This window comes from Salegentibacter sp. 24 (assembly GCF_004362395.1).
In the GTDB taxonomy this organism is placed as follows: domain Bacteria; phylum Bacteroidota; class Bacteroidia; order Flavobacteriales; family Flavobacteriaceae; genus Salegentibacter.
This window is the reverse complement of sequence record NZ_SNWE01000012.1, coordinates 62,351-77,440: the sequence shown is the minus strand read 5'-3', so window position 1 is coordinate 77,440 and position 15,090 is coordinate 62,351. Positions and strand designations below refer to the sequence as shown.

Genomic DNA, 15,090 nt, shown 5'->3' with positions numbered 1-15,090 from the left:
TTATGATAACAGCTACAAATCTTAGTAAAATATACGGTGGGACCAAAGTTCTAAACATTGATCACCTGGATATTCCGGCAGGACAAAGTTTTGGCCTGGTGGGAAATAACGGGGCGGGAAAAACTACATTTTTCAGTTTGTTACTGGACTTAATCCAACCTAGCAGCGGAAACATTTTTAATAACGAGATTACGGTAAGCGAGAGCGAAGAATGGAAACCTTTTACCGCTTCGTTTATAGATGAAAGTTTTTTGATAGGCTATTTAACTCCTGAAGAATATTTCTATTTCGTAGGCGAATTACGTGGAGCTAACAAGGCCGATATTGACAACTTTTTATCGAATTTTGAAGATTTCTTTCATGGCGAGATTTTGGGCCGAAGAAAATACTTGCGCGATCTTTCTAAAGGAAATCAGAAAAAAGTAGGGATAATTGCGGCGCTTATTGGAAACCCCAAAGTGGTAATCTTAGATGAACCTTTTGCTAATTTAGATCCTACTACACAAATTCGGTTAAAAAAAATCATCAAAGAACTTACAGAGAATAAGGAAACAACGGTCCTGATTTCGAGTCACGACCTTATTCATGTGACCGAAGTTTGTGAGCGTATTGTAGTTTTAGATAAAGGCGAACTGGTTAAAGATATCAATACTTCTGAAGCTACTTTAAACGAATTGGAGAATTATTTTTCGCGTGAAGTGGGCGCTACCCACCCGGAAGAACTATAGTAATATGATTTGAGTTTGTAAAAAGAAGCGTATTTTTGCATACTAAATACGTTGATTTTTAGTTATAAAGCCATCGAGAACCGGTTAATTTTGAATACAATTATCAAATTTATTTTCCTGCTGCTACTTATTGGGAGCATCGTTGGTTGTTCACGTAAAAAGAACACTTTTGTAAACCGAAATTGGCATGCGGTTACTACAGAGTACAACACCTTATATAACGGTTACTTAGGCCTTGAACAGGGAAAGGAAGAGCTAAACCAGAATTATGCTGATAACTACTGGGATCTCCTGCCTATTGAGCGTATGCAAATTGACAAAAACATCGTTCTACCCGATAGTATTCGAAATCAGAATTTTGGTTACGCTGAAGAAAAGGCAGTGAAGGCAATTCAGCGTCACTCTATGCTTATAGAAGGAAAGGAAAGAAACCCACAAATAGATGAAGCTTATTTGCTGCTGGGAAAAGCCCGGTATTTTGATCAGCGTTTTATTCCGGCACTGGAAGCTTTCAATTATATTTTAAGAAGTTACCCTGCAAGTAATAATATTATCCACGCCCGGGTTTGGCGCGAGAAAACCCATATGCGTCTGGATAATAATCGTTTAGCGATCAATAATCTTAAAAAAGTGCTGGATCTGGATTATCTGGAGGAACAGGATATCGCTGATGCTAGTGCAACGATGGCTCAGGCCTATATCAATCTACGTCATTTAGATAGTGCGGTTGGACCATTAAGACGTGCTGCAGAATTTGCTGAAAATGAAGAAAAAAAAGGACGCTATTATTATATTCTCGGTCAGCTTCACAACGAATTGGGACAAATAAACGAAGCAAATGCTGCCTTTGATGAGGTTATAAAATTGAATAGAAAATCGCCTCGAATTTACATGATAAACGCTTATGTGCAAAAAGCTCGAAATTTACAAGGTAGGCAGGTAAATAATTTTGAATTAAGGGAAATGCTTCGTGAATTGGAAGAAGACCGGGAAAACCGTCCTTTTTTAGATAAAATCTATTTTCAAATCGGAGAATATTATAATAGCCTGGATTCGACAAAAACAGCTGAAAAATATTATAAAAGGTCTTTAAGGCAGCCTTCTAGTGACGTATATCTAAAGTCAATCAATTATGAAATTCTGGCTAATATTAATTTTGATCGTAACAATTATATTTTAGCTAGCAAATATTATGACAGCACACTTGCAGAAATGGATCCGCAACTTCGGGAGTTCAGAACTATAAAGAAAAAAAGAGAGAACTTAGAAGATGTTATAAAATATGAGGCAATCGCCTTTAAAAACGATAGTATTCTGCGCTTAAGTAAAATGACACCTGACGCACAATTAGATTATTTTAAAGAGTTTACCAAGGATCTGCGCATTCAATTAGAAGATGATGTTGATGGGACTTTGCTGCCGTCGACATTTCCAGAAATTTCTTCCAGGCAGGCGCAGGCATCCGCGCGTACGTTTTATTTCTACAACCAGGCGAGAGTGCAGCAAGGATTGCAGGAATTTTTAAATCAATGGGGAGGTCGCCCCTTGGCCGATAATTGGCGTTGGGCTGAAGTTGGTTTTGAAACCGAAGATACCGTATTAGAAAAAACCGAGCTTTCGCAACAAATTTTAGATAACGACCCACGGCTTGATCCTTATACCTATATCAGTCAAATCCCTACAGAGGGCGCAGTCCTGGATTCCATAGCTCGTGCCAGGAATTTTGCTTATTACCAATTGGGAATTATTTATAAAGAAAATTTCCGGGAATATAAAATGGCGCAGAATAGATTAGAGGCTGTTTTGCAAATGTCTTCAGATGAAAGACTTGTTCTTCCTTCATTGTATAATCTGTACCAGATCTACCAAGGCACAAATCAGAATTTTAGGGCAGAAGAAACCAGACAGCTTATTTTAGAGAAATATCCAGACTCCCGTTTTGCCGCCTATATTTTAAATCCAGAGAGCATCAGGGAGGAGGAAAATTCTCCGGAGGCAGTTTATGCAGCCATTTATCAGCAGTTTGAAGCTCAAAATTATAGTAATGTTATAACTGAAACTACACGTTACCTCACTGAATTTAAAGGTGACGCTATTACGCCAAAGTTGGAGCTCCTAAAAGCCCAGGCCAGTGGAAGGCTTTTAGGTGTAGAAGCATACAAAAGCGCATTAAATCACGTGGCATTAACCTATCCGCAAACACGGGAAGGTAAAAAAGCTCAAGAAATATTGAATAATACTATTCCAAAATTAATGGGCTTGGAATTTAATACGGATAGCCTCCAAGGGAATTTTAAACTGCTTTACAAATTTGATGTTTCAGAACAGGAAGCTGCCTTAGCCTTAAAAACAAAAATAGATACCGCAATTACAGAATTAGATTATGATCGCCTTTCCGTTTCTAAGGATATTTATAATCCAAATGAGCTTTTTATAATGGTACATGGGCTTGAGGATTTTAGTCGAGCTAAAGGTTTTGCTGAACTGCTACAGATAAATGAAAAATATTTAGTTCAAAAGGAGCCGGTAGTGATTTCAGCAGAAAATTACAGAATCGTACAGATTCAGAAAGCTCTCCACGAGTACCCAGTGGAAAACGAATAGGTTTTTTAAGAAAAATAATGAAAAACGGTAATTTAAATAAATATCTAGGTTTTGTAAATATTGCATTTCAAATGGGGATTATTATAGCCGGAGGAGTTTTTCTTGGAATATGGCTGGACGGAAAATTTCCGAATAAATATTCCGCTTTTACCATATCTCTATCGCTTTTGGGAGTTTTTATTGCCCTTTATCAGGTGTACCGGAGTGTAAGTAAAATGAGTGAAGAAGATGAAAAAAATGAAAAATGAATTACTGGCCTTCCTAAAACGATTGCTCCCTTTTAGTGTTTTACTATGCTTAATTCAATTTCTACTACAAACTTATGTCTTGGATGTAGAATTTTATTATAGTAGTTTTAGTATTTACCTTTTTCTTTTTATGGCGACCTTACTTATCTATTTAAGCCTGGTATTCGTTTACAGGGCTTTTCCAGATAAAGCTGGTTTTGCTTTTATGGGCTTAAGCCTAATTAAAATGCTAGCGGCAGTTATTTTTTTACTCCCCTTGGTTTTAAATGAAGTAAATGATGTGTTTATTAATATTCTTGCTTTTTTTATTCCCTATTTTCTGTTTTTAATCTTTGAGACCTTGTATGCCGTGAAATTAATAAACAAAGAAGCTTAAATTGCTGTTTGTCAGCAAAAATGATAAAAATAACCCTTTTGCTAAAATTTTAGTTGGGGTGCTTTCAAATAAAAATTAAAAGTATACCTTTGCAGCCGAATTTAGAGCCCATAATTTTAAGCAGAACAGGTACTATGATAGCACATAAATCTTTAAAGATTATAGTGACGTTTACACTAGCCTTAGCCTTACTCCCTTTGAATGCTTTTGCCAAAGCTGATCCGCAGGCAAAAGAATCGAAAGATGAATTTAATCCTACCGATATGATTTTACATCACATTGGTGATTCCCATGGTTGGCATTTTTTTGGGGAAGGGGATAGTTCATTTACATTACCATTGCCTGTAATTCTTCTTACTGAAGATGGGTTGGTGACTTTTATGTCTAGTAAATTTCATCACGATACCGAAGGAGAATACGTGGTAGAAGCCGATGGAGGTCGTTTCGTGAATTATCATGAGGATATTTACAGATTGGATGAAGGTGCTGAGCGCCTAAAATTCAATGAAGATCATGTGGCAATAAATGCCAGTAAACCCTGGGATTTTTCTATAACTAAAAATGTAGCCGCTATTTTTTTAACGGTTATATTAATGTTAATCTTCTTTTTTGGTCTGGCGGGACATCATAGAAAGAATAAAAATGCTCCTGCAGGGTTTAATAATATTTTAGAAACCTTGGTGCTTTTTGTTCGAGATGAAATTGCGAGACCTCAAATTGGTGATAAAAAATATATGAAGTTTATGCCGTTTTTATTAACCGTATTCTTCTTTATTTGGATTACCAACCTTTTAGGATTGTTGCCGGGTGCAGCCAACGTAACAGGGAATATCGCGGTAACTGTGTCTCTTGGTCTCTTTACGCTTGCTTTAATATTAATTAACGGGAACAGAGATTTTTGGCAACATACTTTATGGATGCCGGGAATCCCTACTTTTGTAAAACCTATTTTAGCAATAGTTGAGGTTCTTGGTTTAATTATTAAGCCAGTAGCCCTTATGATTCGTTTATTCGCAAATATCACAGCGGGTCACATAATTATCTTAAGTTTAATTGGATTGATATTTATACTTGAAAGTGCTGGAGTTGCCGGGATCTCGGTTCCTTTCGCTCTTTTCATTACAATACTGGAATTGCTAGTAGCATTCCTTCAAGCGTTTATTTTTACAATGCTGTCAGCCTTATTTATCGGGATGGCGGTAGCGGAACATGAACATCATTAATTTTAATTTTTTAATTCTATTATTATGGAGTATTTACACATTGGACTTGCAGCTTTAGGAGCTGGATTAGCAGTTGTTGGAGCCGCTATTGGCGTTGGTAAAATTGGCGGTGCCGCAATGGACGCTATTGCCCGTCAGCCAGAGGCTTCTGGAAAAATCCAGACAGCAATGATTATTGCTGCTGCTCTTGTAGAGGGAGTTGCCCTTTTTGGAGTTGTAGCTGCATTGCTAGGGGTGCTTACTACACCGGCTTAGTCCTAAAATTTAAAAATCTGTTCGTAACGGTTGGTTGCGAACAGATTTATTCTATTGAATGAATAAGTAAAATATTATATAAATATAAAATTATGGATTTAATTACTCCGGAAGTTGGTCTTATTTTTTGGCAAACCATCGTATTTTTAGTTCTGATGCTTGTTCTTGCTAAATTCGCCTGGAAGCCAATTCTTGGTGCGGTAAAGAGCCGTGAAGAATCTATTAACGAGGCTCTTGCTTCTGCTGAAGATGCTCGTAAGGAAATGCAAAACCTTAAAGCAGATAATGAAAAATTATTGCAGGAAGCTCGAGTTGAAAGGGATGAAATTCTTAAAGAAGCACGCCAGTTGAAGGAGAAGATGATCGCTGAAGCTGAATCAGATGCGCAGCAAAAAGCAGATAGAATTGTTGCTAAAGCTAAAGAAAGTATCGAGACTGAAAAACGCGCTGCAATGGCCGATATCAAAAACCAGGTAGCTACACTTTCTATAGAAATTGCTGAAAAGGTAATTGGAAAGGAATTGTCTACCGAAGAGAAACAACATCAAATGATAGAGAAGATGTTGAATGACGCTACCTTAAACTAAATATAATGAAAGGAACTAGGGCAGCACAACGTTATGCTAAAGCGATCTTAGACTTGGCAATTGAGAAAAATTCTGCAGACACTGTTTTTACTGAAATGCAGCAGATTTCTCAAACTATCGCAAAGAGCGAAGATCTTGCGGATATGGTTAAAAGTCCGGTTGTAAATGGGGTTGTTAAAAAGGCCAGTTTAAAGGAGATCTTTAAAAATGCAGGAGACATTACCCAGGGCGCCTTTGATGTGCTTATAGAGAATGGAAGAATTAATATTTTAGGTCTTGTGGCGAGAAATTATATCCTTCGTTACAACTCATTAAATAAATCTCAGGAAGCTGTGGTAACTTCAGTTGTTCCTTTAACGGCTGAACTGGAAGAAAAGGTTTTAGCGAAAGTCAAAGAATTAACTGGCAGTGGTGCTAAAATAAAAAATGTTATCAATAAGGATATTATAGGAGGTTTTATTTTAAGAGTGGGTGATTTGCAATATGACGCCAGTGTAGCTCGAAATCTCAATAGATTAAAAAGAGAGTTAAAGAACAACTCTTATATTTCATCTATATAAAATTAGCGGTCATTAATAGGTAATGGCTTTGATTTTTATAAAACGCCCGTTATGGGTTTTTAAAAATTTAATAAAAACAGTCACTGGATTAACGTGGCATTTTATCTTAAATAATTATGGCAGAAGTAAATCCTGCTGAAGTATCAGCAATATTAAAGAAACAATTATCAGGTTTTGAAAGTGGAGCCTCTTTAGACGAGGTGGGAACTGTATTAACTGTAGGTGATGGTATCGCCAATGTGTACGGTTTAGCCAACGCGCAATATGGAGAATTGGTTCAGTTTGAAAGCGGTCTTGAAGGAATGGTGCTAAACCTTGAGGAAGACAATGTGGGTATCGTTTTACTAGGACCTTCTAAGAAAGTTAAAGAAGGATCTGTAGTTAAAAGAACCGAAAGAATTGCATCTATTAATGTTGGTGAGGGTATAGTAGGTCGAGTAGTAGATACTTTAGGCCAGCCCATAGACGGTAAAGGTGAAATCGAAGGGGAAACTTTTCAGATGCCACTGGAACGTAAAGCACCTGGGGTAATTTACCGTCAACCGGTAAGCGAACCATTGCAAACAGGGATCAAGTCTATTGATGCGATGGTTCCTGTAGGTAGAGGACAGCGTGAGCTTGTAATTGGTGACCGTCAAACTGGTAAAACTACCGTGTGTATCGATACCATTCTTAACCAGAAAGAATTTTATGATGCAGGGAAACCTGTACATTGTATATATGTTGCCATTGGGCAAAAAGCTTCAACCGTTGCTGGTATAGCAAAAGTACTAGAAGATAAAGGTGCTTTGGCCTATACTACCATTGTTGCTGCAAACGCATCAGACCCTGCTCCAATGCAGGTATATGCCCCATTTGCAGGTGCAGCCATTGGTGAATATTTTAGGGATACTGGTCGTCCGGCTTTGATTATCTACGATGATCTTTCCAAGCAAGCAGTAGCTTACCGTGAGGTTTCTCTGCTTTTACGTCGACCACCGGGACGTGAAGCATATCCTGGAGATGTTTTTTTCCTACACTCAAGATTATTAGAGCGTGCAGCCAAGGTTATTAATAATGACGATATTGCACAAAGTATGAACGATCTTCCTGAATCCCTAAAAGGTAAAATAAAAGGAGGAGGTTCTTTAACTGCGCTTCCGATTATTGAAACTCAGGCAGGAGACGTTTCCGCATATATCCCAACCAACGTTATTTCCATTACTGATGGACAGATCTTCCTTACTTCGGATTTATTTAATTCCGGGGTTCGTCCTGCAATTGATGTTGGTATTTCAGTATCTCGTGTGGGTGGTTCAGCGCAAATTAAATCGATGAAAAAAGTTGCCGGTACTTTGAAATTAGACCAGGCCCAATACCGTGAACTAGAGGCCTTTGCTAAGTTCGGTTCAGATCTTGATCCAACAACTTTAAGAGTTATTCAAAAAGGAAAGCGTAACGTAGAAATCCTTAAGCAGGCTGAAAACGATCCTTACCCGGTAGAAGACCAGATTGCAATAATTTATGCAGGCTCTAAAAACCTTTTAAAAGACGTTCCGGTAGAAAAGGTTAAAGAATTTGAAAGAGACTATCTTGAATTTCTTAACACGAAACATCGAGACGTCTTGGATACGCTAAAAGCTGGTAAATTAACCGACGAAGTTACAGATACATTGGTTTCCGTAGCAAAGGAGCTTTCAGCTAAATATAAAAAGTAAGAGGTGGTCATTCCCGCCTTTGCGGAAATTTCATAATAAACCTATGGCAAACTTAAAAGAATTACGTAGCAGGATTACTTCGGTATCATCGACGATGCAAATCACCAGTGCCATGAAAATGGTATCTGCGGCAAAGTTGAGCCGGGCGCAGGACGCCATTACGCAGATGAGGCCTTATTCCGAAAAATTAACTCAACTGTTACAGGATTTAAGTGCAACCCTGGATGATGATACTAGTAGTAAATTTGCTGAAGACCGGGAAGTTAAAAACGTATTGGTTGTTGCTATTTCATCAAATAAAGGGCTTGCAGGTGCTTTTAACACCAATATTGTAAAAGGTGTTAAATACAAAGCTAAAAATGATTACAAGTCCAACAATTTAGCGCTTTATACACTTGGTAAAAAAGCTAATGATGTACTTAAGAAAGACTACGAAGTTTATAAAAATAACAATGCAATCTATGATGAACTTACGTTTGAAAACGTTTCAGAGATCGCTGAAGAATTAATGCAGTTATTCTTAGACGAAAAATATGATAAAATTATTTTAGTTTATAACCAGTTTAAGAATGCGGCTACTCAATTTGTGCAACATGAGCAGTTTTTACCAATAGAACAGTTTGAAACTGCAGAAGAAAAACAACTGGATTATCTTTTCGAGCCTTCCAAGATTGAGATTGTAAAGGAACTTATTCCTAAGTCTTTAAAAATGCAGTTATTTAAGGCCCTTCGAGATTCGTTTGCTTCAGAGCACGGTGCCCGAATGACGGCTATGCATAAAGCCACCGATAACGCTAAAGAGCTTAGAGACGATCTGAAATTGTCCTATAATAAGGCAAGACAGGCTTCTATTACCAATGAAATTCTGGAAATTGTTGGTGGTGCTGAAGCACTAAATGGATAAATCATTTAATAATATTCCGGAAGTAATTCCGTTCTAAAGACCCGTAAGTTAACTACGGGTTTTTTATTTGGTATGCGTTTTGTTTTTGTACTTTTAAACAACAAAATTTCTATTGAAAGCCCATAATGGGCATTTGGTTAAAAGGTTAATGCCAACAGCCACAATTAATAAAGTGAATATTAAATTTATATAGATGAAAAATTTTCTTTTCTTTTCCAGCCTCCTATTGGTTTTAAGTATTGTAACTGGTTGCGGTAGCAATAAAGAATTGCAGGAACGAGCTCCAGCACAGTTTCAGGATATTTATTATACACAGGGTGAAAATGGGTTAGATCTCCACATTCCCGTTGCGGCTATTCAGGATAATCGTATAAACCTGAAAAGCGTTTATTTTAGAGGAATGAAATCTCCCCTGATTCAGGATAGCGAGCAAACCAATCTTTTTACTGCTAATTTCAGTACTGCCAATGGGATGCATATAATGAGTTCTGATCCTACTGAGGAAAACAAAAACAGGGTTCCACAGAAAGCTGAGAAAGTACCGTTTGAGATTGAAGACGATGAAGCTATTCTTGTTTTTTCGCAAAACGACAAAACCAAATATTACAAATTAACAGGAATAGAAGAGAAAAACTAAGCCTTAAATCTAATTTACCTTCCTGTTGAGTACCTTCAAGAAACTCTTTCAGCAAACATTCATCTACGGCCTCGCCACGGTGTTGCCGCGTATGCTGAATGTTATCATGATTCCACTTTACACATACGTTTTACCCAGAGAGGAATATGGCGAAGTTTCAATAATCTTCGCCTATTTTGTATTTTTTAATGTCATCCTGGCTTACGGGATGGAAACTGCCTTTTTTAGGTTTTACAATAAAATGAAGAACAGCAAGGAGGTTTTAAGCACTTCCGGCTGGTCTATTGTTGCTACTTCTTTAGTATTTTTCGCTGCGGCATTTTTAGTGCAGGATTTTATTGCTGAAATCACTAATTTTCCGCTTAGATACATTCAAATCGTTATTTGGATTCTCTTTCTTGACGCTTTGGTGATTATCCCATTTACCTGGTTGCGGGCAACCGAAAAGCCAATGCGTTTTGCAGTAATTAAAATTATTAATGTATCTATAAATCTGGGTCTAAACATTTTCTTCTTATTGTTTTTAAAAGATCTGGCCCAAGAAAATTCAGTTTTTCAAAGTATTTATGTACCAGATTTTGAGATCAGTTATATCTTTATTTCCAACCTGGTGGCCAGCGGTGTTACGCTTTTGATGATGCTGCCTTTCTATTTTAAAATAGATTTCAGCTTTAATAGCAAGCTTTGGAAATCTATGATGTCTTATGCGTTTCCAGTCTTGATCGCCGGACTTGCTTTTTCGATAAACGAAGTTTTCGACAGGCTCATGCTGGATTACCTGCTTCCGAAAGATATAGCTCGCGAGGAGATTGGAGCCTACGCTGCCTGCTATAAATTAGCCTTGTTTATGACCCTTTTTGCAACGGCCTTTAGATTGGGTATAGAACCTTTTTTCTTTAGCCATGCCGATGCAAAAAATGCCCGGGAAACCTATGCGATAATCACCAAGTATTTTGTAGTTTTTGGAAGTTTTATCCTGGTAGCGGTGATCGTTTTTATAGATCTTTTAAAAGAACTTTTAATTCAGAATAATTCTTATTGGGAAGCGATGCATATTGTGCCACTCATTCTGTTGGCAAACTTGTTCCTGGGAATTTATCATAATCTTTCGGTTTGGTATAAAATAACAGATAGAACCCGTTTTGGCGCCTATATCTCAGTTGTTGGCGCTTTATTTACCCTGGCACTCAATATTCTGCTTATTCCATTTATTAGTTATACCGGTTCCGCGATCGCAACTTTAGTGGCTTACGGGGTGATGATGCTGCTTTCTTATTTCTACGGAAGAAAATATTATCCCATTCCTTATAACCTTAAAAAAATAAGCGGCTATTTAGTGCTGTCCGTCTTATTTTCGGTATTTTCATTTTATGTTTTCCGCGGAAATTATTTCGTGGGAATAAGCTTATTAATCATCTTTCTTGGAACGGTATATGTTTCTGAAAGAAAACAACTTATACAAATCTTACAATCTTAACTATGCAAGTAAAGATCATCAATAAATCGGCACATAAAGTGCCACATTATGAAACTGAAGCTTCAGCAGGAATGGACCTTCGAGCCAATATTTCCGAAGCTATTACGTTAAAACCTTTAGAACGCACCATTGTAAAAACCGGACTTTTTATTGAGCTTCCCGTAGGCTACGAAGCGCAGGTGAGACCAAGAAGTGGCCTTGCAGCTAAAAAGGGAATCACTGTTTTAAATGCTCCCGGCACCATTGATGCCGATTACCGCGGGGAAATCGGGGTTATTTTAGTGAATTTATCTAACGATGAATTTACCATAGAAAACGGCGAACGCATTGCTCAATTGGTCATTGCTAAACACGAACATATTTCCTGGAAGGAAGTTGAGGTGTTAGAGGAAACCATTCGTGGCGTCGGCGGTTTTGGAAGTACCGGAAATAAGTAAAAATATAGTTTAACCAGTTGTAACTGGTTGTGCGGAAAATTAATATGAACAGAAGGTTCTCGATATACAAAGGAATCATAAATTTAACCTATGAAAATTATAGTACCTATGGCGGGTCGTGGTTCACGACTTCGTCCTCATACCTTAACCATACCAAAACCTTTAATTCCCGTTGCGGGAAAACCAATCGTGCATCGCTTGGTAGAGGATATTGCAAAAGTGTTGGATCAGCCCATAGATGAGATTGCTTTTATTCTTGGCGATCCGGCATTTTTTGGGGATGACGTGGTAGAGAGTTTAAAAGACTTGGCAAAAAGCCTAAATGCAAAGGCTTCCATCTACCGTCAGGATCAACCATTGGGAACCGGTCACGCCATTATGAGCGCAAAAGAATCACTTTCAGGCCCCGCCGTGGTCGCATATGCCGATACATTGATAAAAGCCGATTTTAAACTGGATAAAGATGCTGATGGGGTGATCTGGACCAAAAAAGTGGACAATCCCGAAGCCTTTGGAGTTGTAAACCTTAACGAAAAAGATGAGATTATAGAACTGGTTGAGAAACCCACAGAATTTGTAAGCGACCAGGCGGTTATTGGAATTTACTATTTTAAAGATATCGCTGTTTTAAAGAGAAAACTTGAGGAAGTGCTGGATGAAAATTTAATGCACGGGGGGGAATACCAAATCAATGACGGTATTAAAAAAATGATGGCCGAAGGCAGGATTTTTAAAACCGGGACAGTAGATGAATGGATGGATTGCGGAAATAAAAATGTTACCGTAGAAACAAATAGCCGAATGCTGAATTTTCTTCATCAGGATGGGGTAAAATTGATTTCAAATTCTGTGAAAATCACTAATTCTGAAATCACCGAACCTTGTTATATAGGTGAAAATGTAGAATTGTTAAACGCGAAAATCGGTCCTAATGTTTCAGTTGGAGATGGCACAAAAATCACCGATTCTGAATTAAAGAACAGTTTAATTCAGACCTTTGCTGAGGTGAGAAACGCAAAGCTTGATAATGCGATGATTGGTAATTTTGCGAAATTTAATGGGGAATTTACCCAAATTAGTATTGGCGATTATTCAACTTTGGAATAGATTTCACAGAGGCTGATTGAATTCTTTTTTGATCAGCCCTTATTTAAAGGTTCTCCTGTATTGATTTATATGAAAAATTGCATCTTCATAGTTATATTACTTTTTGGAGTATTATTTATATTTCAGAGTAGTTTTGCTCAGGAAAAGGAGCTTATGCTTAAAGATGTGAATAAGGATGACCTGGGAAATGTTACCGATGAATTTCAGGAGTATTTTTTCGAGGCATTAAAACAAAAGGGCATTGAGAATTATGAAAAAGCTTTGGATGCTTTAGAGCAATGCAAAAAACTGGAATTGAATAATCCAGTGGTATATTTTGAAATGGCCAGAAATTACAATGAATTAGAGAAATATGAGGAGGCCATAGCAAATCTTGAAAAAGCTCACCAATTAGCTCCGGAAAGAGAAGATATTTTAAATCAACTATACAGGAACTACACCCAGGCGAAGGATTATGAAAATTCTATAGCAACTTTGAAAAAATTGCTACAATTTGATGAGAAATACAAAGAAAAGCTCGGGAATATTTACCTTTTGGATCTTCAATACGAGGAAGCACTTCAGATAATTGACCAATTGGATGCTGATAAAGGTCCAAGTTCTTACCGAAATAAATTGCGGCGACAAATTTATGCTCGCACAGGGAACACGGCAGCGCAAATAAAAAATCTTGAAAGGAGCATTTCTATAAATCCTGAAAGTGAACAAAATTACCTGGATCTCATTTATATCTACAGCGATATGGGGGATCATCAAAAAGCCTATCTTACAGCTTTAGACCTACTGGAGGCCAATCCTGGATCAACATTGGTTCATCTGGCGCTTTATAAATTTTATCTTGATAGAGAGGAGCCAGATCAAGCTGTAAATTCTATGAAAGTCGTTTTTGAAAGTGAAGAAATTGATCCTGAATCAAAATTTAAAGTCCTTAATGATTTTCTGCTTTTTGTAGATAGTAATCCTGACTATGAAGACGATTTAATGCAGGTGAGTAAAATGCTTAGTAAACGTGAAAATGCTCCAAAACTCTACAGGCAATTGGGGCAGTATTACTTGAATCGTGGGGAAAAGGAAAACGCTTTAAGTTTTTTTGAAACAGGTTTAAAAAAAGAAACAAATGATTTTCAGTTGGTAAAAAATACTATTTTACTTCAATTAGAGTTAGAAAAGAATGAAAAGGCCCGGGATTTGAGTAAGGAAATGTTAGAAGTGTTTCCTGCGCAGCCTGTTTTGTTCTTACTGCAGGGGATTGCTTTAAATCAACTGAAAGAATATAATGAAGCAATTGAAATACTTACATTTGGGCTTGATTATTTAATAAATAATCCGAGGATGGAAGTGGATTTTTATACGCAGCTAAGCAAAGCACATGCTGCATTGGGTGAGAAAGAAGAAGCATCTGATTTTTCCCATAAGGTCGAATCAATAATTAAAGAATTAGAATAAATGTACAGAAAGATTTTAGGTTTAGTATTGCTAAGCCTTTTTATTGTTTCCTGCGGAAGCCGAAAAGGTGTAAAAGGAATTGCAACTAAAAATGCTGAAGCTGCCAATATTATTAATAAACATTACCAAAACGAGGTAGATTTTAATACCTTAACTGGTAAATTAAAAACGGTTTATCAAAGTGAAGACCGAACACAATCGGTGAACCTGAGTTTTAGAATGAAGAAAGATACCGCTATTTGGATGAGCGCTTCAGTTTTAGGCTTTCCGGTTGCTAAGGCTTATATCACCCCTTCACGTGTAAGCTATTATGAAAAGGTTAGCCAAACTTATTTTGATGGGGATTTTAGGTTATTGAGTGATTTATTAGGTACGCCACTAGATTTCCAAAAATTGCAGAATTTATTGATTGGTCAGGCAATTTATGATTTACGGGAAGAAGAATATGAGTTTTCTCAGACTGCAAAAGGATTTCAGTTCATGCCCTCTGAGGAAGGATTAATTAAAAAAATGTTTCTGTTGAACCCTAAGACATTTATGACCTCTGCACAGCAGCTGGCCCAAGCGGAAAACAATAAAAGTGTAACGGTAACCTATTCCGACTATCAGGAGGTAGAGGGAAGGATTTTTCCGGAAGAAATAAGTATAATTGCCAATGAGTCAGGGAATAGTACAAGAATCGAACTCACCTATCGCTCATTGGAATTTAATCCTGGGGAATTAAGTTTTCCATTCGATATTCCATCAGGCTATGAAGAAATTAGTTTATAATGAAGTTTAGGTATTTTTCTAGAATTTTAATTT

Annotated in this window: 16 protein-coding genes; all 16 read left to right on the top strand. The window is 37.2% G+C overall.

Features of this window, described 5'->3' with window-relative positions:
- Positions 1–2: 2 nt before the first annotated feature.
- The 16 genes from DET49_RS10215 to DET49_RS10140 all read left to right on the top strand — a co-directional run bounded on the left by DET49_RS10215 (position 3) and on the right by DET49_RS10140 (position 15,057).
- Positions 3–728: an ABC transporter ATP-binding protein gene (locus tag DET49_RS10215; protein ID WP_133548002.1), complete on the top strand. Its 726-nt coding sequence runs from the start codon at positions 3–5 to the stop codon at positions 726–728.
- Positions 729–818: 90 nt separating this feature from the next.
- Positions 819–3,332 carry a tetratricopeptide repeat protein gene (locus DET49_RS10210; RefSeq protein WP_243729605.1) on the top strand — a complete coding sequence of 838 codons (2,514 nt, stop codon included), beginning with the start codon at positions 819–821 and terminating at the stop codon, positions 3,330–3,332.
- A gap of 17 nt (positions 3,333–3,349) precedes the next feature.
- A complete protein-coding gene (locus tag DET49_RS10205; RefSeq protein WP_133548000.1) occupies positions 3,350–3,580 on the top strand; it encodes an AtpZ/AtpI family protein in 231 nt (76 codons plus the stop codon).
- Positions 3,561–3,956: a hypothetical protein gene (locus DET49_RS10200; protein WP_243729604.1), complete on the top strand. Its 396-nt coding sequence runs from the start codon at positions 3,561–3,563 to the stop codon at positions 3,954–3,956. The genes DET49_RS10205 and DET49_RS10200 overlap by 20 nt, the downstream gene beginning before the upstream one ends.
- A 134-nt stretch (positions 3,957–4,090) precedes the next feature.
- Positions 4,091–5,179: a F0F1 ATP synthase subunit A gene (gene atpB / locus DET49_RS10195; protein ID WP_133547999.1), complete on the top strand. Its 1,089-nt coding sequence runs from the start codon at positions 4,091–4,093 to the stop codon at positions 5,177–5,179.
- 24 nt (positions 5,180–5,203) lie between these two features.
- On the top strand, positions 5,204–5,434 hold the full coding sequence (gene atpE, locus DET49_RS10190; RefSeq protein WP_133547998.1) for an ATP synthase F0 subunit C: 231 nt from the start codon (positions 5,204–5,206) through the stop codon (positions 5,432–5,434).
- A gap of 92 nt (positions 5,435–5,526) precedes the next feature.
- Positions 5,527–6,021 (top strand): F0F1 ATP synthase subunit B, encoded by a 495-nt coding sequence (locus DET49_RS10185; protein ID WP_133547997.1) that lies wholly within the window; start codon positions 5,527–5,529, stop codon positions 6,019–6,021.
- A gap of 5 nt (positions 6,022–6,026) precedes the next feature.
- Positions 6,027–6,581 (top strand): ATP synthase F1 subunit delta, encoded by a 555-nt coding sequence (atpH, locus tag DET49_RS10180; protein WP_133547996.1) that lies wholly within the window; start codon positions 6,027–6,029, stop codon positions 6,579–6,581.
- Positions 6,582–6,697: 116 nt separating this feature from the next.
- Complete coding sequence (gene atpA, locus DET49_RS10175) at positions 6,698–8,278, top strand: F0F1 ATP synthase subunit alpha (RefSeq protein ID WP_133547995.1); 1,581 nt, start codon at positions 6,698–6,700, stop codon at positions 8,276–8,278.
- A 43-nt stretch (positions 8,279–8,321) separates the two neighbouring features.
- Positions 8,322–9,182, top strand: coding sequence for an ATP synthase F1 subunit gamma (gene atpG, locus DET49_RS10170; protein WP_133547994.1), 861 nt, complete (start codon positions 8,322–8,324; stop codon positions 9,180–9,182).
- A gap of 193 nt (positions 9,183–9,375) precedes the next feature.
- On the top strand, positions 9,376–9,819 hold the full coding sequence (locus DET49_RS10165) for a hypothetical protein (protein ID WP_133547993.1): 444 nt from the start codon (positions 9,376–9,378) through the stop codon (positions 9,817–9,819).
- 25 nt (positions 9,820–9,844) lie between these two features.
- Positions 9,845–11,296: an oligosaccharide flippase family protein gene (locus DET49_RS10160; protein WP_133547992.1), complete on the top strand. Its 1,452-nt coding sequence runs from the start codon at positions 9,845–9,847 to the stop codon at positions 11,294–11,296.
- A 2-nt stretch (positions 11,297–11,298) separates the two neighbouring features.
- Entirely contained in the window at positions 11,299–11,733 is a 435-nt protein-coding gene (dut, locus tag DET49_RS10155; protein WP_133547991.1) for a dUTP diphosphatase, read from the top strand.
- Positions 11,734–11,823: 90 nt separating this feature from the next.
- Positions 11,824–12,840, top strand: coding sequence for a sugar phosphate nucleotidyltransferase (locus tag DET49_RS10150; RefSeq protein WP_133547990.1), 1,017 nt, complete (start codon positions 11,824–11,826; stop codon positions 12,838–12,840).
- 69 nt (positions 12,841–12,909) lie between these two features.
- Entirely contained in the window at positions 12,910–14,286 is a 1,377-nt protein-coding gene (locus DET49_RS10145) for a tetratricopeptide repeat protein (RefSeq protein WP_133547989.1), read from the top strand.
- On the top strand, positions 14,287–15,057 hold the full coding sequence (locus DET49_RS10140; protein WP_133547988.1) for a DUF4292 domain-containing protein: 771 nt from the start codon (positions 14,287–14,289) through the stop codon (positions 15,055–15,057).
- The last annotated feature ends 33 nt before the right edge of the window (positions 15,058–15,090 follow it).